Below are 20,797 nucleotides of genomic sequence, written 5' to 3'. Positions count from 1 at the left end.
TACTATTTATTGCAGACTATGAAGGATCGATTCGATAAGAAAGAAGCTCAAAGTCTTTTGTATATGTGAAATTTCCGTAGATCATGCCAGATCCTTTTGCAACATAGTCAATAATATGATGGTCTCCAGGAGCCATTGGAAGCTCATTAACAACATCAAGCTTATGCCAAGACAGCTTTCCTTCCTCAGATTCAAGGACATTTGTTCCATCAAATTCAGTTGCTAAAAAGGTAAACATCATCCATTCTGACACAACTTCATTTCCCTCTTTAATAACAAATGTAAAAATCCCTTTTACTGTTGGATTTTTTAAATAAACCCCTGTTTCTTCTCTAAATTCACGAACAACAGAATCCTTTACAGATTCCCCCTGTTCCATCTTCCCTCCAGGAGCAACCCACCAGTTGCGGCGCGGTTTTTGGAGAAGAAGAATTTTATCATCTTTTAATAAGACACAGTTTGTTACACGCTGCATTTTTTCACCTCTGCTGTTTATGACTATTGTTTTTCTTATTATACAATGAAGGAGCAATAGACAACAATATATCGGCATCATTCACAAATGTTTAACAACTTCAATTTGGCCTCTAAATTCACAAAAAAAGAGCACAGCTTGAACTCGCTGTGCTCAACGTAACGTATTTATAAAAGGGGGTCAATTACTTATCTATACTATAACGAACCAATGTAACATAGGTGTTACAGCACAATTAAAAGGCAATTACGGTTCTGTTAAACTCCCCTTTTTGTCTTTTTCGCCTATTATTTAGCAGATTGTAGCTCTTCTTGTAACTCTTCTACATAATGTTGGATGCTTTGAGCAGCAATACTTCCATCACCTGTTGCTGTTACAATTTGGCGAAGTGACTTTTCACGTACGTCTCCGGCAGCAAAAATTCCCGGTACTTTCGTTTCCATACGTTCGTTTGTTTCGATATAGCCTTCTTCATTTGTAATACCTAAGCTCTCAAATGGTTTAGATAAAGGAACCATGCCGATGTAGATGAAGACACCATCAGTGTCTTTTTCAGATTCCTCACCTGTCACGGTATTAATAAGCGTAACTTTGCCTACTTTCCCTTCACCTTCATGAATTTCTTTTACAGTATGGTTCCAAATAAAGTCTACTTTTTCGTTGTCAAATGCGCGTTTTTGAAGAATCTTTTGAGCACGTAACTCCTCACGGCGGTGAATGATCGTCACTTTAGAAGCAAAACGTGTTAAGTATACGCCTTCCTCAACAGCAGAGTCTCCTCCACCAACAACGATAAGTTCTTTATTTTTAAAGAATGCTCCATCACAAACTGCGCAATAAGAAACGCCGCGTCCGCTAAGCTCTTTTTCGCCAGGAACGCCAATTTTCTTATACTCTGCCCCTGTGCCAATAATGATTGCACGGGCTTTGTATTCTTTGCTTCCAGCTACAACAGTTTTGTACTCTTTTCCATCAATAACTTCTTTGATGTCGCCATAAGCATATTCTGCTCCAAACTTTTTAGCATGTTCGAACATTTTATTTGAAAGGTCTGGACCTAAAATGTTTTCATATCCTGGGTAGTTTTCAACATCTTCTGTATTTGCCATTTGACCACCAGGTACCCCACGTTCAATCATTAAAGTTGAAAGATTAGCACGAGATGTATATACAGCAGCAGTCATGCCTGCAGGACCTGCTCCAATAATAATGACATCATAAATTTTTTCTTCTGACATTTCTTCCACTCCTTCTTCACTTATGCATTTACTTATTCTTATCGTATAAGGTATTAGAAACATCGTCTATCTTTTTGCTCAAAAATTACAGTTTATTTCACAATCTTTCTCTAGACAGAAACAATGCTTACCGAACGGATTTTCTTTATATATTTTGACATTGTTGTAAGAGATATTCCATACTCTTGTGCAATTTTTTTCTGAGGGACTGGCCTTTTTAAACTTTGATAAAACATATATACAACACTGGCAGCAAAAGCAGAGATATTTTTCATTTCAATCTCAGTAAATCGCGCTTTGTTATAAAGAGTATACCAATATACAATTCCTTTTTCTTCTTCTTCGCTTTGCAAGCTTTTTTTCATTGTTAAAGCAATTTGCAAACAGCGAGGAAGTTCCTCACTCTTTAGCATATCCTGAGAAAGAGTTTTCAAAAACGGGGAATACAGAAAGTGTTCTGTTTCTTTTGTTAGAAGTGTTTTTCTTTCTTCCTTCTCCATTTGAGCTAAAAGATAAAGACCAAAGAACTGCTCTTCCTCACCTTGTTTTATATAGTGAAGAACCTCTTGTATACCATCCCTTGAGGCTGCAATGTTCCATGGTTCTTCTCCCTTTTTTTCAGGAGAAGATACAAGCAGCTTTTCCCACGCCTGTTTTGCTAGGTTTTCATGTCCAATATAATAAGCAGAATAAGACAACCAATATAAAAATGTTGTATCTCGTGCAGCTCCCTTTTTATAAAGGCTATAGAGCCAACGATAGGCTCCGCTATATTCCCCAATAACAGCAAATGTTACGCCTAATTTATATCGATGATCAAATGAGATAGGATAAACAACGCGTAGTTTTGTAAGCTGTTTCTCTAATAAGTCTTGCTTTCCTGTCTTATAGTAGAAAACTGCTTCATTACAAAGAGCATGCAGATTTCCTGGATTGCTTTCAAGGACTTTGCGTACATAAATCATAGCTTGTTCATATTCGTCTGTATAAAAATGAGCAAGCGCTAAGTTATTATAGGCAGCCCAAAACTCTGGATGTTCCTCAATGATCTCATGAAGAAGCTCTTTTGCTTCTTCAAATTGAGCCATTTCAAGCAATAGTTTTGCTTTCTCTTGCTGCATAATAAGACGATCTTCATTTTCATTCTCTTCTTCGTCTATATCATCCATTTCAATTGATAAAATTTCTAATAAATCTTCAACAGCTTGAGAGAATCGACCATTTTTCTCATTATTTATATATTGAAGTGCATGTTTCTTTGCTTCTTGAAAAAAACCAAGATAAGCATAATTATTCGCCATAAAATAATGGCATTCATACACTGATTCTTGATTTGCATTCTGCAAAGCAGATTGTAGCAATTCGTTTGACTGCTGATAATCCCCTAAGTCTGTTAAAATTACAGCTAGCTGACAGAGCACAACCGTATTTTCCGGTTCAAGTTGCAATACTCTTTCTATATATCGTTTTGCTTTCTTTACGTTTCCTCTTTTGTAGGCTTTAATGCCTCTATCGAAAAAGTACTCGCTTGTTTGAACCAACGGAATAACTTTAGCCGCTTCTGAGCGTGTGTTTTTCTCCATTCCGTCCTCCATGTCCACTGTTTATTTCACCTGAACTTTTTGTGTAGTATAGTTATTTCTTCAACATGCTGAAAAATGCTGCTCATCAAAAGCTTATAAAAAAGCTCTTTGACAGGCAACAAAAGAAACCATATTTTCATGCCGAATTACTTTATTTATATCGTTCGTAGTATATCACACTTAATAGCTTTGAGAGTAGAGGCGACCGTTAACTTTTTACTGGGAGCGAAAAAAAAGACGCTCACTATACGTGAGCGTCTTTTCTTTGTTATGATCCGTGTCTTTCTTCTAAAACGCTAAGCACTTCATCAAGCGGGAGCTTCTGTTCACGAAGAAGAACGAGCAAGTGATAAAGTAAGTCAGCTGCTTCCCATTTTAATTCTTCAGGATCACGGTTCTTTGCAGCGATGATAACTTCTGAAGCTTCTTCTCCGACTTTTTTCAGAATTTTATCCACGCCTTTTTCAAATAAATACGTTGTATAAGCTCCTTCTGGACGTTCCTGTTCACGAGCTGCAATAACTTGTTCAAGTTGATTAACAATAGCAAAGCGGTTATCAGATGAAGCGAATTTCTTCTCTACAAGCTCCTTGTTAAAACAAGAATATTTTCCAGTATGACAAGCAGGTCCATTAATTTCAACTTCTACAACAAGAGCATCTCCGTCACAGTCATAACGCATCCCTACAATTTTTTGAGTATTGCCAGATGTTTCTCCTTTGTGCCAAAGCTCTTGTCTTGATCGACTATAGAACCAAGTTTCTTTTGTCTCTAAAGATTTCTCCAGTGATTCCTTGTTCATATAAGCTAATGTAAGGACTTCTTTACTTATCGCATCTTGGACAATAGCTGGAATAAGTCCTTTTTCATCGAATACAACATCTTCTAGGTTCATCGTACGTTCACTCCTCGTTGTCTTAGCTCTGCTTTAATTTCCTTTACTGACGTTTCTTTATAGTGAAAAATAGAAGCTGCCAAACCAGCGTCTGCTTTTCCTTCTTCAAACCCTGCATAGAAGTGCTCTGCATTTCCAGCCCCACCTGATGCAATCACAGGTACAGAAACAGCTTCACTTACAGCCTTTGTCAGTTCTAAATTAAATCCTTGTTTCTCGCCATCACAATCCATACTTGTTAAAAGAATTTCACCTGCTCCTGCTAACACTGCTTCTTTCGCCCATGAAACTACATCCCACTTAGTCTCATTACGTCCTCCGTGCGTATATACACGCCACGATCCTAGCCCTTCATCCCACTTAGCATCAATGGCAACGACGATGCATTGGGAACCAAAGAAGTTGGCTCCTTCTGTAATAAGCGAGGGAGTTAATAAAGCAGCTGTATTTAACGATACTTTGTCAGCACCTGCTCTAAGCATTCTTTTCATATCCTCAAGCGAATTAATCCCTCCCCCTACAGTAAAGGGAATCGCTAATTGTGAGGCAACTTCTCTTACAACATCAACCATTGTTTTACGACCTTCATGAGAAGCAGAGATATCTAAAAAAACCAGTTCATCTGCGCCTTCCTCATCATAAAACTTTGCAAGCTCAACAGGATCTCCCGCATCGCGAAGTTCTACAAATTGAACGCCTTTTACAACACGCCCATCTTTTACATCAAGGCAAGGAATAATTCGTTTTGTAATCATTTCTCCACCTCTTTAAGTGCTTCTTTTACGGTAAACTGCTCTGTATAAAGAGCCTTGCCGACAATAGCTCCTTCAATCCCGCTTTCTCCATACACGGAAAGATCTTTAAGATCAGCAAGAGAACTAACCCCACCTGAAGCAATCACATTTGCTTTTGTAACTTCAGCAAGTTCCCTCACTGCCTCCACATTTGGACCAGACAGCATACCATCTGTGGCAATGTCCGTAAAAATAAAAGTTTTAGCTCCTTCAGCTGCGAGCTTCTTACCAAGCTCTGTCGCTTTAATTGTTGAAGTTTCAACCCATCCTTCTGTTGCAACATATCCGTCCCTTGCATCAATTCCAATGGCAATTTTCTCTCCATATTTGTGAAGCATATCCTTCACAAACTGAGGGTTTGAGATAGCAGCACTTCCTAAAATAACGCGGTCAATTCCATTCTCTAGATAAAACGCTACATCTTCCTCTGTACGAATCCCACCGCCGATCTGAACAGACACGTTCAGTTCCTTTTTAACAAGTAAAACATGGCTATCGTTCACTCGAGCTCCTTTTTTAGCCCCATCAAGATCTACCATATGAATCCACTGGGCTCCATCGTTTGCAAATACTTTTGCCATATCAAGCGGTGAATCTCCATAGACCGTTTCTTTACTGTAGTCCCCTTGGACAAGGCGGACACATTTTCCACCACGCATATCAATAGCTGGATAAATCGTAAAATTACTCACTTCTTTCTCCTCGCTTCTCCACATAGTTTGCAAAATTCCTTAGCATCTTTACCCCGATATCGCTGCTTTTTTCTGGATGAAACTGTGTTCCAAACACGTTGTCCCTGCCAACAACAGCGGGTACTTTAACATCATAATCAGCTGTTGCAATAATCGCTTCTTTATCGTCTGTATCCACATAATAAGAATGAACAAAATAAACATGTTCTTCTTCCACGTTTGTTAATAGCTCTGAATCTCGGTTAAATGTTAGCTTATTCCACCCCATATGAGGAACTTTATATGACTCGCCCTCTGCTGTAGTGCCTTTAAATTTAATAACGCGCCCTTTTAAAAGGCCAAGACCATCCGATATTCCATTTTCTTCGCTTTGTTCAAATAGAAGCTGCATCCCTAGACAAATACCAAGAAGAGGTTTTCCTCTATCTGCTTCCTCTTTTATAAAAGAGGCAAGGTTTTGACGGTTAAGCTCCTCCATAGCATCTCCAAATGCTCCTACGCCTGGTAGAATGTAACCTTTTGTTTTCTTAAGCTCTTTGGGGTCATTTGAAATAATATAGTCATAATCCAAACGTTCAAGTGCTTTGCTGACGCTATAAAGATTTCCCATTCCATAATCAATAATGCCAATCATACTACAACATTCCTTTCGTGGAAGGAACGCCTTTAACACGAGGATCAATCATTGTTGCTTCATCTAATGCACGGCCAAGCGCTTTAAACACAGCTTCAATAATGTGATGTGTATTGCGACCATAGTGAATAATAACGTGTAGATTCATACGAGCCTCTAGCGCAAACTTCCACAGAAACTCATCAACAAGTTCTGTATCAAATGTCCCAACTTGGCTTGCTGGAATATCTCCTTTTAATTCAAAATGAGGACGATTGCTCAGATCTACCACGACTTGAGCAAGTGCGTCATCCATCGGCACCATAGCTTGGCCATAGCGCTTAATTCCTTTTTTATCTCCTAACGCTTCTTTAAAAACCGAACCAAGACAAATTCCAATGTCTTCTGTTGTATGGTGGTCATCAATTTCCGTATCTCCATTTGCTTTAATATCAAGGTCAAACTGCCCGTGTTTTGTAAACAAATCAAGCATATGTTCCAGAAACGGCACGCCTGTTTTGATCGAAGACTTTCCTTCTCCATCAATGTTCATACTTAGAGCAATATCTGTTTCATTTGTTTTACGTTCAATTGAAGCTTCTCTCACTTTAATTTTCTCCCTTCGATTTAAACCTTGATTCAACAGCACGTGCATGTGCTTCTAATCCTTCTAAGCGGGCAAATGCAGCAATTTTACTAGCATTTTCGATTAATGCCTTCTCACTATAAGAAATAATGCTTGATTTCTTAACAAAAGACTCCACAGAAAGCGGACTAGAAAACGCCGCTGTTCCATTTGTCGGCAAAACATGGTTTGGACCTGCAAAATAATCTCCAACAGGTTCTGAACTATATCTTCCCAAAAAGATTGCTCCTGCATGTCGAATTTGACCGAGTAGATTATAAGGATCTTTTGTGACAACTTCTAAGTGCTCTGGAGCCAATTTATTAACAACAGTTACAGATTCTTCTAATGACTCTGTCACATAAATGGCTCCATAATTTTCTATGGAAGCTAAAGCAATGTCTCTTCTAGGCAGTGTTTTTAATTGTTGCTCTACTTCCTTCTGTACACGATAGGCAAGTTCTTCTGAATGCGTAACGAGAATACTTGAAGCAAGACGATCATGCTCTGCTTGGGAAAGAAGATCTGCTGCAACTTCATCCGGATGTGCTGACTCGTCTGCTAAGATGACAATTTCACTCGGACCTGCAATAGCATCGATATCAACAAGGCCAAAGACTTCACGCTTTGCAAGTGCAACAAAAATATTCCCAGGACCTACGATTTTATCAACAGGTGCAATTGTCTCTGTTCCATAAGCGAGAGCACCGACAGCTTGTGCTCCTCCTACTTTGTAAATTTCATCAACTCCAAGCTCGTTCGCCGCAACAAGAACACCAGCTGGAAGTTCGCCTTTTTCGTTTGGAGGAGACGTCATTACAATTCGTCCTACTCCAGCAACTTGAGCTGGAATAACGTTCATTAATACTGATGAAGGATATGCCGCTGTCCCACCTGGTACATATACACCAACAGCATCAAGTGGTGTAACCTGCTGACCGAGCATTGTCCCATCTGGTTTTGTTACAATCCAAGATTGGCTTTTCATTCGTTCGTGGTAATCACGGATATTTTCCGCGGCTTCTGTAATGATATTTACTATGCTCTCCTCAATTTGTTCATATGCCCTTTTAATCTCTTCTTCTGAGACGCGGAAATCTTCCAACAATGCTCCATCAAACTTCTTTGTATAAGCTCGAAGAGCTTGATCTCCACGCTTCTCCACGTCTGCTAATATACTAATAACAGCTTCACGCTGTTCCCCTGTACCATTATCAATTTTCCGTTTTAAACTTAGCTCACTCGTTACTTTCCGAATATCCATCTTTTCTCACCCTTCTAAAACTGAAGCTAATTTCGTTACAATTTCATCAATTCGCTCGTCTTTTAAACGGTAGCTTACAGGATTTACGATTAACCGAGATGTAATATCTTCAATATGCTCTAGCTCTACGAGTCCGTTCTCTTTTAATGTTTGCCCTGTTGAAACAATATCAACAATTCGATCGGCTAATCCTACAATAGGAGCAAGTTCAATTGATCCATTTAAGCGAATAATCTCCACTTGTTCTCCTTGCTCTCTAAAATATGAAGAAGCAACGTTCGGATACTTTGTTGCTACCTTTGGAGCAACTTCATCACGAATAGCGTTAGGCAAACCAGCTACAGCAAGATGACATTTGCTAATCTTTAAGTCTAGAAGTTCATAAACATCTCGTTCTTCTTCAAGCATGACATCTTTCCCCGCAATTCCAAGGTCTGCAACTCCATATTCTACATATGTTGTTACATCCATTGGCTTAGCCAAAATAAAGCGCATGTTCTCAGCTTCTACGTCCACAATAAGCTTTCTTGAGTCATCAAATTCTGCTGGAAGAGCAAATCCAGCTGTTCGTAGCAAGTCTGCTGCTTCTTCAAAGATACGACCTTTCGGCATAGCAATTGTTAAAGGGATGCTCATTTATTCTCACCTCGTGCTTTTCCAATTAAATATGTTACGTCATCAAATTTTTGTGTGAAAGAGTCAACGTCCTTCACTCCCGCAATGTTCTGAATAACTACTTTTTCCTGAGCTTTTCTTTTCTCTTCCGCAAGAGCAAAAGCTTCAGCAAGTCTTTCAGTACTATATAGGATACAATCTATTTTTTCTTCTTCTTCAGGAGCATTCAACGCTTCTAATAAACGATTAAGCTGAATGCCAAATCCTGTTGCAGGTGTGTTTTGATTAAACTTTTCCAAAAGTTCATTATATCTTCCACCATTTCCGATTTGAGATCCGACGTTTTCAGCATAAACTTCAAACAAAATGCTGCTGTAATAACTCATATGACTTACAAGATTAAAATCAATCTTAATTTCATTTGTAACACCATATACTTCAAGAAGCTTCCAAAGGTCACGAAGCTGTCTTCCTGCCTTCTTCCCTTCTTCACTTTCAGCAAGGTCAATTGCGTCTACAATTTTTGTTTCATCTCCGCGTAGTTCAAGAAGCTTCAATAAGCGATCTCGATCAATGGAAGAAAGCCCTAAGTTTTGGACATGATTACGATAGCCAACGTAATTTTTTTCATAAAGATAACGCCGCAGGATATTCGCTCGTTCCTCGTTTCCAACAATTTCTAAGAAAAGTGAATTAATGTAGCCAACATGACCAATTGCAACCTTAAATGATTGTAATCCTGCTTTTTTAAGGGCACTAATCATGAGAGAAATGACTTCTGCATCACTTGTAATTGTTCCGTCCCCAATAAGTTCAATCCCTACCTGTTCAAATTCTGACGGTCTTCCTCCTTCATCCTGCTGTGTTCGATATACGTTTGCTTCATAGGCAAGACGAAGTGGAATATCATTAGCTAATTTGGATGAAGCAACCCTTGCAATTGGCGTTGTCATATCTGGTCTTAAGACAAGTGTCCGTCCTTGTCGATCAAGAAGTTTAAAAAGTTGCTGATCTAGAATAGCTGAAGCATTTCCGACCGTTTCGTAATATTCTAAAGTTGGAGTTTCCATATATTGATATCCCCAATTTTTAATCTCCCCAGCAAGCTGATCACGAACTGCTTTTTTTCGATTATAAAGCTGCGGCAATGTATCTCGCATTCCAAGTGGCTTTTCAAACATAAATAACTTCGACATCGTAACCATCCTTTGATTTATAATAAAAATACTTTATCACACTAACGAATTAGAGAAATAATGAATTAAAGTTATTAGTAGTTTACATCTTTCATTTCGCCTCGTCAACAGTTCATGCTCAAATAATGTATGAAATAATCAAATTTTCTGTTTATTGATCTTATCTTTATAATACTTATTATTTCCATAATTGACGAACAAAAAAAACCTTGGCCGAAGCCAAGGTTTTTTTAATGTTCAAGTTCAATACTTCTATCGTTATATATAGTTGTATCAATTTCTTTTGTTGCTTTACTTGTGACAACTCCTGCTGTCATACTTCCGCTTACGTTCAATGCTGTACGTCCCATATCAATAAGAGGTTCAACTGAAATAAGCAGACCTGCAAGGGCTACAGGAAGATTCATTGTAGAAAGAACGATTAAAGCAGCAAACGTTGCTCCACCGCCGACACCAGCTACTCCAAATGAGCTAATAGCAACAACAACAATTAATGTTGCAATAAATGAAGGCGAAAATGGATTAATGCCAACTGTTGGTGCAATCATTACAGCAAGCATTGTAGGATAAATACCTGCACATCCGTTTTGCCCAATAGACAAGCCAAATGACCCAGCAAAGTTTGCAATTGCATCAGGGACACCAAGCTTCTTCGTTTGTGTATCAATGTTAATTGGCAATGTTCCAGCGCTTGAACGTGATGTGAAAGCAAAAAGTAAAACTGGAATGATTTTCTTCACATACGTAACTGGGTTCAAGCCGAACACAGATAAAAGAATAAGGTGAACTAAGAACATTACAATTAACGCAACGTATGATGCAATAACAAAGACACCAAGATTTGCAATTGATTTTAAGTCACTTGTTGCTGCTGTTCTCGTCATGATCGCTAATACTCCAAATGGAGTAAGACGAATAACAAGCGTTACAATACGCATTACAATTGTACGAATAGATTCAATAATCTTTTCAAACATTTCTGCTTGTTCAGGCTGCTTTCGTTTTACACCTAAGAAAGCTATCCCAATGAACGCAGCGAAAATAACAACCGCAATTGTTGAAGTTGGACGAGCTCCTGTGAAATCAAGGAATGGGTTAGCTGGTAGTAGTTCAACAATTTGTTGTGGTAATGTTAAGTCTTTGACACCTGTAAGCTTATCTTCAAGCTCAAGACCTCTACTTTGCTCAACAGACCCACTATCAATCTGATTTGCATCTAAATCAAATAGAGCTGTTGCTCCAATACCAATTGCTGATGAAATAGCCGTTGTTCCAAGTAAGATACCGATAATAAGGACACTAATTTTCCCGATATTCTTCGTCATTTTCAAACGTGTAAAAGCTGAAACGATTGAAATGAATACAAGTGGGACAACAAGCATTTGTAGAAACTTAACATAGCCGTCTCCGACAATATTAAACCAATCAGATGACGTTACAACAACGTCTGATGTTGCTCCATAAATAAACTGTAAAATAAGACCGTATACAATCCCTAAACCTAAACCTGTGAAAACACGTTTTGAAAACGAAACATGTTTTCTCTGCATATAGATAAGCAGTCCGATGAACACTGCCATAATTAAAATATTAATGATGATATACAAAGTATCCACAGCTGTTAAACCTCCTAATGTAGTAAATATGTTATTCCCTCTAGCATTATAATACAACAATCCCAATAAGGAAAGTAAGAATTACTAATACCTAAAAAGACCTTTCTTATAGAATTAAGAAAGGTCTTTATTTTTATCCCTATTTTCCATTTCTTCTTTTGAATAAATCACGTTCATTGGGTTTCCACCCACAAATGTTCCTGGGGCTACGTTCCGATGTACAACAGTTCCTGCTGCTACAATGGCTCCATCACCAATCTTTACGCCAGGCAAAATCGTTGTATTTGCTCCAATCATTACTTCGCTACCAATTTCTACATCCCCAAGCCGATACTCTTTAATTAAATATTCATGAGTCAAAATCGTTGTGTTGTAGCCAATAATAGAGTTACGACCAACGGAAATTCGTTCAGGAAACATGACATCAACCATTGCCATTAATGCAAAAGATGTTTTTTCTCCAATGTTCATGCGAAGAAAAGTCCGATAAAGCCAATTTTTCACTTTTAAAAATGGTATATAGCGCGCAAGTTGAATCACAATAAAGTTTTTGACAACTTTCCAAAATGAGACTGTTTTGTACATGTTCCACAATGCATTCTCATCATGTACTTTATAATGCTCTAATTTTCGCACTGTTACTTTCCTCCAAGTATGGCTTTTAAATCTCCCATCTCATCGAGAATGTAGTCTGGCTCATATGAAGCAACATGTGCTTTTCCTTTAGCACTCCAAGCTACCCCAACCGTCTTTGTGCCAGCATTTTTACCAGCCAGAATATCGTGCGAATTATCTCCAACCATCATTGCTTCCTCTGGTTTAGCATTCAGCTTAGCTAATGCTTTATCAATTGGTTCACGATGTGGTTTAGCATGCTGAACATCATCAAGCGTAATGACCACATCGAAAAAAGGATCTAATCCTGTTAGCTTCAATCCCATTTCAACTGTCTGACGAATTTTTGTTGTTACAATACCAAGCTTGTAACCTTGCTCTTTTAACCATTTTACCGTTTCAAAAACAGTTGGAAATTCTGTCACTAAGCGATCATGATGTTCATGGTTGTATGCTCTATAACAATCAACCATTTCCTCTATATTTTCTGGATTTAATTGAGCAAATGAATCATAAAGAGGCGGTCCCATAAATGAAAGCACATCTTTCCTTTTATATTTGCTTGGATAATATGTTTCAAGCGTATGTAAAAAAGAAGAAATGATTAACTCATTTGTATCAATTAATGTTCCATCTAAGTCAAAAAGAAGAGTATTAACGTTCATAGGTAACTTCCTTTCTTTGAGATAATCCTTTTTGGCGGCTCCAAATTTTGGCGATAACAATCGTCAAAAGAAGGGCCGTAATAACGCGAATAAGCAGCAATGGAAGGACAGGAATACCAAGCGGAATAAACACAAGAGTGTCTTCTACAACTGCGTGACAAGCAACTAAGAAAATAAAGGCAAGCGTTGCATCTTTTTTAGATACCCCTTCTTCTTGAACTGCTTGAATCATTACCCCTGCTCCATACGCCAAACCAATTAATAATCCCGTTACAAGCGTTGTAGAGGTATTTCCATTCATGCCCAATAATTTTGTAAAAGGAACCATCTTATTTGAAAACTTACTTAACCATCCTAAATCTTTTAAAATTTGAAGTGCGATCATGACAGGGATAACAATGATGGCCAGCTGTAAAATCCCCATAGCAGCTGTTTCAATCCCTTTTAGTATAATGGCTCCCCATCCTGATACAACTTCATCCTTTTGAGAAATAAAGCCGTACTGAGCCTGCTCTCCTCCACCTTTCCAAACAAGATTGATAATAAAAGCAGACAAGAGAGCAAGCCCAATACGAACAGACAAAATAACGGAAAGTCTAACTCCCACTTTCAACGCTACTGTTGATTCAATAAGCAAGTTATGACTAAATGACAGCATAACAGCTAGAATAAAAACTTCTTTTACAGACAAGTCGAGCGTTAAGATTCCTGCAATCCCAGCATACAAATTAAGTAAGTTCCCTAAAACAAGTGGAACAGCTGCATCCCCTGGAAGTCCAATGACTTTCATTACAGGTGTTAGCCACGAAGCAATAAGATCAATGACTGGCGTATACCGAAGAAGATAAACAATAAGCGTAACAGGAAAAATGATTTTCCCAAGTGTCCATGTTGTTTTTAACCCTGAGATTATTCCCCTTTGAAGTGACTTTTTCATGAAGTATATCCCCCTCCCCCTAAATTATTGAACATTACTGATCAAGATAGTGCTTCTTGCTCCATCCTTTCCAGCGACGAACTATAATAAAAACAATAGAAAGGAGAATTAATACAATAGAAATAACTTGAGCAATACGAAGTGAACTTGTCAGCATCAAACTATCTGTTCTCATACCTTCAATAAAGACGCGCCCAATTGAATACCAAATAACGTATGTAAAGAAAAGCTCTCCTCGACGTAAGTTTACTCTTCTTAACAAGATTAAAACAATGACGCCAACTATGCTCCACAGTGACTCATATAAAAATGTTGGGTGATAATAAGTCCCATTAATATACATTTGATCTATAATGAACTTTGGCAAATGTAAGTTTTCTAAGAAGGCTCTTGAAACAGGTCCTCCATGTGCTTCTTGGTTCATAAAATTTCCCCATCGACCAATTGCCTGACCTAGTAAAATACTTGGGGCTGCAATATCAGCGAGCTTCCAAAATGAGTATCCTCTCACTTTAGAATAGATAACGGCTGTTAATACAGCTCCAATGAGTCCTCCATGAATTGCGATCCCTCCATGCCAAATCTGCGGGATTTGAACTAAGTTCTCAGAATAATAGTCCCATTTAAATGCTACATAATAAACACGCGCAAAGATAATAGCAATCGGTACTGCAAATAGAACTAGATCAACAAAGACTTCTTTCGGAATACCTCGACGCTCACATTCTTTTGTTGCTAAATAAAGACCAAGGATTACGCCAATCCCGATAATCACCCCATACCAATAAACCGTTAGTGGACCAATTTCGAGGAACACACGATCAAGTGGCTGAATGTCTTCCATCTCTCTCACTTCCTTTATGGTTTAGTCTTTTCTCAATATGTTTCGTCATGGTCTTCAAGCGTTGTATCTTCAATTGCCCCTGTTAGGCGATTCGAAAATTGTTCAGCTGCGTTAATACCCATTTTCTTAAGACGATAGTTCATTGCAGCTACCTCAATGATAACGGCTAAGTTTCGACCTGGACGTACAGGAACTGTTAGTTTCGTAATCTGTGTATCAATAATTTTCATTTTTTCTTCCTCAAGACCAAGACGATCATAATGCTTTGTTTGATCCCATGTCTCCAAGTTAATAACGAGAGTGATGCGCTTAAAGTTTCTCACAGCACCTGCTCCAAAGAGTGTCATAACATTAATAATACCTAGTCCGCGAATCTCTAGAAGATGTTCAATTAACCCAGGAGCGTTTCCAATTAAAGTATCCTGGTCTTCCTGACGAATTTCAACACAGTCATCAGCAACTAAACGATGTCCTCGTTTTACAAGCTCAAGTGCTGTTTCACTTTTCCCAACTCCGCTTTTTCCGATGATTAAAACACCAACACCGTAAATATCAACTAATACACCGTGTACCGCTGTCGTAGGAGCAAGTTTACTTTCTAAGTAGTTTGTCAATCGACTTGATAAGCGTGTTGTTTTCATGTCAGAGCGCAAAACAGGCACAGACTCGCGCTCAGACGCTTCAATAAGCTCTTGTGGCACTTCCATATCTCTTGATACAACAATAGCTGGAGTAATATCTGTACAAAGCTTTTCCATTCTAATTTGCTTTTGCTCAGCATCAAGTTGATTGAAAAAAGAAAGCTCTGTTTTTCCAAGAAGCTGAAGACGCTCTGCAGGATAATATGTAAAATAGCCTGTCATCTCAATGCCAGGTCGTGAAATATCACTCACTGTAATCGGGCGGTTCACCCCTTCTTCGCCACTGATTAGTTCTAGATTAAATTTCTCTATTATGTCTTTTGTTCTCACTTTTGCCAAGGGTGGTTCCTCCCTGTTTTCTCGTATTTGATGTAAAGATATTTTCTCTTCCTAATTACAAATGCTGTTATCCTGTTTATTGTATCATTAAATGATTTTAGAAGAAAAATTTCTTAAAAAAACTAAAAAAAGAGCAGGTACCTTCACCTGCTCTTCTAACGTTGCATTGGCTCAATAAATGCTTTTTGAGCGATTAAATTTAATAGTGCCATAATAATTGCCGCAAACAAAGCTGTACTAAACCCATCAATAATAAAGGCATCTCCAATAATTCCTTGTGTAATCATCAATGTGATGGCATTGATGACAAATAGGAACAATCCTAATGTTAAGATTGTTGCTGGTAACGTAAATAAAATAAGAATTGGCTTAATGATGATGTTAATAATAGAGAGCACAATAGCAGCAATTACAGCTGCACTAACTGAACTCAAATAAAAATCGTCAAAAATAGTTGCTACAATCATGAGGCTTAATGCATTCACAACAATGCTAATAACCCATCTTTTCCACATAAGTTATTCTCCTTCATTTGGAACGATGAAAATCCATATTAGATAAATCCACCCAATAGATCCTACTCCGCCAATAAATGCAACAATAAAAATAATACGAAGAAGGCTGCTGTCCATATTTAAATAGTCAGCAAGTCCACCGAGTACTCCACCTAACTTACGGTCCTTTACAGAACGATACAGCTTTGCCTTCAATTGCTACACTTCCCTTTCATACAGTCCAATAGCTCCTGTTCTAGATTCAGCCACTATTTTCGTGACACTTTCCCCACTATTAATAGAGCGGAACTTTAAAACCTTTTGAATTTTCTCATTCTTTTCTTCTAATATATGAACATTTGGAAGGTTACATGTAAGGTTGCCAAAGTTTGAGCGAATACTTCCATCAATAAAAGCTCCAGGTGCAAAGAAAGTTTTAATGCTTCCTGCTGTTGATTTTAGAAACACGTATTGAGAAGGCTGTATTAAATACTGTTCAATGCTTCCATTGAACGTCTGCAAATCAACATGTCTTGCTTCTCCCCTTAAATTAATAGCTCCATTGATTGTCTCTCCTTCACACTTATTGAGTGAAATATTTTGTAGTGAAAGAGCTCCGTGTACTGTCTCAAACTCCCCTTTTTCCCCGCGTATATTCTTAAATGATAAGCTGCCGTTCGCCGTTTTAGCTTTTAAATTTCCTATTTTTAAATCTTTCCCAACGATAGGACCGTTAAACGTGCGCAATATGATTTCATTATACTCTACATTTGGAATGAACAGGTGTGCTTTGACTTTAATCCCTTTATTTTGAACATTGAAACGGATCTTGCCTTCTTCAGTAGAAAATATTGTTTCTTGAGAGAAAAGCTTCTTGGCTTCTTCTTGGCTATTTACTTTATAAACTTTTGCTGAACATTCAATACGCACCTCATTTTGTGACCAAGGTTCGATTGTTACATTTCCGTTTGCAATATCAAGGTCAAGGCTACTAACTTCCATATCACTATGTTGGAAAATTTGATTAACATCGTAAGAAGTACCAAAGTTAAAATCTAAATCTGTATCTTTAATCTTCTTTACAGTTTGATCTAAAAATGAAAACACTTTTTTCTTTAAATCACGTTCACGAGGAGGCTCTTCCTTTTGAAAAGCTTTCTCGTCTACAAAAGGAGAAACTTCTACTGCTTTTTCTTCCTTTTGTTTTGCTTCTTTTTCTTCTCTTTCCATTGCTTCAAGTAATTTAAATGCTTCCTCAGCAGAAATTCGACCTTCTTCAATCATTTTCAGAAGCTGTTTACGTTGGTTTTCCATTATATTTCCTCCTTATTAACGATCAATGATGACTTTAATCCCTTTAACAACATTCCAAATGGCAACTCCAAACGAGAGAACAAGACACAGGATAGCAACAAAAATAATCCATGCGGCTGATAAGCCATAGTGACCTGAGAAATATGGGATAAGGTAAAGGAAGAATAAAGGCATTGATAACACTGGTAATATATGAGAGAACAATGCCCATTTTGCATCATCCTTAACTCTTTTATCTTGGGTAACAAAGTAGATGATAATTGGTAAGAGAAAGGGAGCAAAGAAAAGACTAAAATAAGAAAGGGCTGACAAGACTTTATTAGACTCCATATTTGTTTTTTCATCTCCTTTATCTGTATTACGTTTTTATGTTGAATTAAGTTTCAACATTCGAAAAACTTTCATTAGCTCTATAAAAAAAGGATAAGCCACTTTTTAGTAGACTTACCCTTTTCATATTATGATTTAACTGTTTCTGCTCCTTTTAAACGATCTTCCATTCTTTTACGATCTCGATCAAGGATAGGCGCAAGATAACGGCCTGTATAAGATCCTTCAACATTTGCGACTTCTTCTGGTACTCCCGTTGCTACAATTTGTCCACCTTTATCCCCACCATCAGGACCAAGATCAATAAGATAATCAGCAGTCTTAATAACATCTAAGTTATGTTCAATAACAAGCACAGTGTCTCCATTGCCAACTAATCGCTGAAGAACTTTTAATAAACGAGCAATATCATCAACATGCAAACCTGTTGTTGGTTCATCTAAAATATACATTGTACGGCCTGTTGAACGACGATGAAGTTCTGATGCAAGCTTCACACGCTGTGCTTCGCCTCCTGAGAGAGTCGTAGCCGGTTGACCAAGTGTAATGTAACCTAGGCCAACATCTTCAATTGTTTGAAGCTTACGCTTGATTTTAGGAATATTTTCAAAGAATTCAATTGCATCTTCAACCGTCATTTCTAAAACATCTGCAATGTTCTTTCCTTTATATTTTACTTCAAGCGTTTCACGATTATATCGCTTCCCATGGCAAACCTCGCATGGAACATACACATCTGGAAGGAAGTGCATTTCGATTTTGATAATTCCATCTCCTCGGCATGCTTCACAACGTCCTCCCTTTACATTAAAGCTAAAACGTCCTTTCTGATACCCGCGTGTTTTCGCTTCATTTGTTTGAGCAAATAAGTCACGAATATGATCAAACACACCCGTATATGTTGCTGGATTTGAGCGAGGTGTCCTACCAATAGGTGATTGATCAATATCAACAATTTTATCAAGGTGATCAATTCCCTTAATTTCTTTATGTTCCCCTGGTTTCTGTTTCGCATTATTCAACTTTTGGGACAGCGATTTTCTTAGCACTTCGTTGATAAGCGTACTCTTCCCTGAACCTGATACGCCTGTTACAGCAAGGAATAAACCTAGTGGAAGCTTTACTTTCACATTTTTTAAGTTATTTTCTTTTGCTCCTACAATTTCAAGCATTCGCCCCTTATCAACAGCTCTTCGCTCTGTCGGCAGTGGGATGAATTTCTTTCCTGATAAATATTGACCTGTTAAAGATTTTTCGTCATTCATTACTTCTTCAGGCGTTCCGGCTGAAACAACTTCTCCTCCATGAATCCCTGCTCCAGGACCAATATCAATAAGATAATCAGCTGCCATCATTGTATCTTCATCATGTTCAACAACAATAAGTGTATTTCCTAAGTCGCGCATGCTCTGCATTGTTTCGATAAGACGATCGTTGTCGCGTTGGTGAAGTCCAATTGATGGTTCATCTAAAATATATAAAACGCCTGATAAACGAGAACCAATCTGAGTTGCCAAACGGATGCGCTGTGCTTCGCCTCCTGAAAGCGTTCCTGCAGCTCTGTTCAATGTTAAATAATCAAGACCAACGTTGTTTAAAAACCCTAGACGCTCTGTAATTTCTCTTAAAATCATTTGAGCAATTTGCATCTCTTTTTCAGAAAGACTAAGGGTTGCAAAAAACTCATATGCTTCTTGTACAGAAAAACTTGTTACCTTCCCAATATGCTTACCATCAATTAAAACAGCAAGCGTTTCTTTCTTAAGACGGTTGCCTTTACACTTTGGACAAGGCTGTTCTCCCATATATTTTTCCATCTGCTCGCGAATGTAGTCTGAGCTTGTTTCACGATAACGACGCTCAATGTTTGGGATAACCCCTTCGAACTCAATATCGTTTTCACGAATTTGTCCAAAATCATTTTCATAGCGAAAATGAATACGTTCTTTATCACTCCCATAGAGCACTTTGTCTAACAAATGCTTAGGAATATCACGAACAGGGATGTCCATATCGATTCCATAATGCACACAAACAGCTTTTAAAAGCTGTGGATAATATTGTGAACTTGTTGGCTCCCAAGGTGCAATTGCATGTTCTTTGAGCGATAAATCATAGTTTGGAATCACAAGATCTAAATCAACTTCAAGACGAACCCCTAATCCATCACAGCTTGTACAAGCTCCAAATGGGCTGTTAAATGAAAACATTCTTGGCTCAAGTTCACCGATTGAGAAACCACAATACGGACATGCGTGATGTTCACTGAAAAGAAGCTCTTCTTCTCCGATAACATCAATAACGACTTTTCCTTCTCCTAAACGAAGTGCCGTTTCAAGAGAGTCAGCTAAACGTGTTTCTACCCCTTCTTTTACAACAATACGGTCAACAACTACTTGGATAGTATGTTTTTTATTTTTTTCAAGATCAATGTCATCGCCAAGATCATACATTTCCCCATCAATTCGAACGCGTACGAATCCTTGTTTTTTAATACCTTCAAGCACTTTTACATGCATACCTTTACGTCCATCAACAACAGGAGCGAGCACCTGAAGTTTCGTGCGCTCTGGATACTCTAAAATGCGGTCAACCATCTGTTCGATTGTTTGAGAGGTAATTTCAATCCCGTGATTTGGACATGTTGGTCGTCCAACACGCGCAAACAGTAAGCGTAGATAATCATAAATCTCCGTGACTGTCCCCACTGTTGAGCGCGGGTTACGGCTTGTTGTTTTTTGGTCAATTGAAATTGCTGGTGAAAGACCTTCAATAGAATCCACATCCGGCTTATCCATCTGTCCTAAAAACTGACGAGCGTACGCTGATAACGACTCAACGTAGCGCCGCTGTCCTTCCGCGTAAATCGTATCAAAAGCTAATGAAGATTTCCCCGAACCAGATAAACCCGTCATGACGACGAGTTTATCTCTAGGAATTGTAACATCAAGATTATTTAAATTATTGGCTCTAGCCCCTTTTACAACAATGCGATCTGTTGCCATAAGACAA

Annotated in this window: 22 protein-coding genes; all 22 read right to left on the bottom strand. The window is 38.1% G+C overall.

Annotated elements, in window-relative coordinates; genetic code table 11:
• Nucleotides 1–16: 16 nt before the first annotated feature.
• Nucleotides 17–475 (bottom strand): NUDIX domain-containing protein, encoded by a 459-nt coding sequence (locus BM012_RS11490; protein ID WP_019394932.1) that lies wholly within the window; start codon nucleotides 473–475, stop codon nucleotides 17–19.
• A 287-nt stretch (nucleotides 476–762) separates the two neighbouring features.
• Nucleotides 763–1,776, bottom strand: a complete 1,014-nt coding sequence (gene trxB, locus BM012_RS11485; RefSeq protein ID WP_111924062.1) for a thioredoxin-disulfide reductase — start codon at nucleotides 1,774–1,776, stop codon at nucleotides 763–765.
• Between the two features lie 47 nt (nucleotides 1,777–1,823).
• Nucleotides 1,824–3,296 carry a tetratricopeptide repeat protein gene (locus BM012_RS11480; protein WP_064505010.1) on the bottom strand — a complete coding sequence of 491 codons (1,473 nt, stop codon included), beginning with the start codon at nucleotides 3,294–3,296 and terminating at the stop codon, nucleotides 1,824–1,826.
• A gap of 268 nt (nucleotides 3,297–3,564) precedes the next feature.
• A complete protein-coding gene (gene hisIE, locus BM012_RS11475; protein WP_061804686.1) occupies nucleotides 3,565–4,191 on the bottom strand; it encodes a bifunctional phosphoribosyl-AMP cyclohydrolase/phosphoribosyl-ATP diphosphatase HisIE in 627 nt (208 codons plus the stop codon).
• Nucleotides 4,188–4,946, bottom strand: coding sequence for an imidazole glycerol phosphate synthase subunit HisF (hisF, locus tag BM012_RS11470; RefSeq protein ID WP_061804687.1), 759 nt, complete (start codon nucleotides 4,944–4,946; stop codon nucleotides 4,188–4,190). The genes hisIE and hisF overlap by 4 nt, the downstream gene beginning before the upstream one ends.
• Entirely contained in the window at nucleotides 4,943–5,677 is a 735-nt protein-coding gene (gene hisA / locus BM012_RS11465) for a 1-(5-phosphoribosyl)-5-[(5-phosphoribosylamino)methylideneamino]imidazole-4-carboxamide isomerase (protein WP_061804688.1), read from the bottom strand. The genes hisF and hisA overlap by 4 nt, the downstream gene beginning before the upstream one ends.
• Nucleotides 5,670–6,311 carry an imidazole glycerol phosphate synthase subunit HisH gene (gene hisH, locus BM012_RS11460; protein ID WP_061804689.1) on the bottom strand — a complete coding sequence of 214 codons (642 nt, stop codon included), beginning with the start codon at nucleotides 6,309–6,311 and terminating at the stop codon, nucleotides 5,670–5,672. Before hisH ends, hisA begins: the two co-directional genes overlap by 8 nt.
• A 1-nt stretch (nucleotide 6,312) precedes the next feature.
• A complete protein-coding gene (gene hisB, locus BM012_RS11455) occupies nucleotides 6,313–6,945 on the bottom strand; it encodes an imidazoleglycerol-phosphate dehydratase HisB (protein ID WP_061804690.1) in 633 nt (210 codons plus the stop codon).
• Nucleotides 6,899–8,179 (bottom strand): histidinol dehydrogenase, encoded by a 1,281-nt coding sequence (gene hisD / locus BM012_RS11450; protein ID WP_061804691.1) that lies wholly within the window; start codon nucleotides 8,177–8,179, stop codon nucleotides 6,899–6,901. The genes hisB and hisD overlap by 47 nt, the downstream gene beginning before the upstream one ends.
• 6 nt (nucleotides 8,180–8,185) lie before the next feature.
• The gene (gene hisG, locus BM012_RS11445) at nucleotides 8,186–8,815 is read right to left on the bottom strand and encodes an ATP phosphoribosyltransferase (RefSeq protein WP_061804692.1); all 630 of its coding nucleotides are present in this window, start codon (nucleotides 8,813–8,815) and stop codon (nucleotides 8,186–8,188) included.
• Nucleotides 8,812–9,990 (bottom strand): ATP phosphoribosyltransferase regulatory subunit, encoded by a 1,179-nt coding sequence (locus tag BM012_RS11440; RefSeq protein ID WP_061804693.1) that lies wholly within the window; start codon nucleotides 9,988–9,990, stop codon nucleotides 8,812–8,814. Before BM012_RS11440 ends, hisG begins: the two co-directional genes overlap by 4 nt.
• 230 nt (nucleotides 9,991–10,220) lie before the next feature.
• Nucleotides 10,221–11,570, bottom strand: coding sequence for an L-cystine transporter (locus BM012_RS11435; protein ID WP_206765079.1), 1,350 nt, complete (start codon nucleotides 11,568–11,570; stop codon nucleotides 10,221–10,223).
• A gap of 150 nt (nucleotides 11,571–11,720) precedes the next feature.
• On the bottom strand, nucleotides 11,721–12,191 hold the full coding sequence (locus BM012_RS11430; protein ID WP_113714263.1) for an acyltransferase: 471 nt from the start codon (nucleotides 12,189–12,191) through the stop codon (nucleotides 11,721–11,723).
• A 53-nt stretch (nucleotides 12,192–12,244) separates the two neighbouring features.
• On the bottom strand, nucleotides 12,245–12,886 hold the full coding sequence (ppaX, locus tag BM012_RS11425; RefSeq protein ID WP_061804696.1) for a pyrophosphatase PpaX: 642 nt from the start codon (nucleotides 12,884–12,886) through the stop codon (nucleotides 12,245–12,247).
• Nucleotides 12,876–13,823, bottom strand: a complete 948-nt coding sequence (locus tag BM012_RS11420; RefSeq protein ID WP_061804697.1) for a nucleoside recognition domain-containing protein — start codon at nucleotides 13,821–13,823, stop codon at nucleotides 12,876–12,878. The genes ppaX and BM012_RS11420 overlap by 11 nt, the downstream gene beginning before the upstream one ends.
• A 34-nt stretch (nucleotides 13,824–13,857) precedes the next feature.
• Nucleotides 13,858–14,667 (bottom strand): prolipoprotein diacylglyceryl transferase, encoded by an 810-nt coding sequence (lgt, locus tag BM012_RS11415; RefSeq protein ID WP_061804698.1) that lies wholly within the window; start codon nucleotides 14,665–14,667, stop codon nucleotides 13,858–13,860.
• A 32-nt stretch (nucleotides 14,668–14,699) separates the two neighbouring features.
• Nucleotides 14,700–15,647, bottom strand: a complete 948-nt coding sequence (gene hprK, locus BM012_RS11410) for an HPr(Ser) kinase/phosphatase (RefSeq protein WP_061804699.1) — start codon at nucleotides 15,645–15,647, stop codon at nucleotides 14,700–14,702.
• 155 nt (nucleotides 15,648–15,802) lie between these two features.
• Entirely contained in the window at nucleotides 15,803–16,162 is a 360-nt protein-coding gene (locus BM012_RS11405) for a phage holin family protein (protein WP_061804700.1), read from the bottom strand.
• Nucleotides 16,163–16,165: 3 nt separating this feature from the next.
• Nucleotides 16,166–16,357 (bottom strand): PspC domain-containing protein, encoded by a 192-nt coding sequence (locus BM012_RS11400; protein WP_061804701.1) that lies wholly within the window; start codon nucleotides 16,355–16,357, stop codon nucleotides 16,166–16,168.
• Between the two features lie 3 nt (nucleotides 16,358–16,360).
• Nucleotides 16,361–17,455, bottom strand: coding sequence for a DUF4097 family beta strand repeat-containing protein (locus BM012_RS11395; RefSeq protein WP_061804702.1), 1,095 nt, complete (start codon nucleotides 17,453–17,455; stop codon nucleotides 16,361–16,363).
• Nucleotides 17,456–17,470: 15 nt separating this feature from the next.
• Complete coding sequence (locus tag BM012_RS11390) at nucleotides 17,471–17,785, bottom strand: magnetosome magnetite crystal formation protein family (RefSeq protein WP_061804703.1); 315 nt, start codon at nucleotides 17,783–17,785, stop codon at nucleotides 17,471–17,473.
• A 128-nt stretch (nucleotides 17,786–17,913) separates the two neighbouring features.
• Nucleotides 17,914–20,790 carry an excinuclease ABC subunit UvrA gene (uvrA, locus tag BM012_RS11385; protein ID WP_061804704.1) on the bottom strand — a complete coding sequence of 959 codons (2,877 nt, stop codon included), beginning with the start codon at nucleotides 20,788–20,790 and terminating at the stop codon, nucleotides 17,914–17,916.
• Nucleotides 20,791–20,797 lie beyond the last annotated feature (7 nt).

This window comes from Priestia endophytica DSM 13796, assembly GCF_900115845.1.
GTDB lineage: Bacteria > Bacillota > Bacilli > Bacillales > Bacillaceae_H > Bacillus_I > Bacillus_I endophytica.
This window is presented reverse-complemented; position numbering and strand designations above follow the sequence as displayed.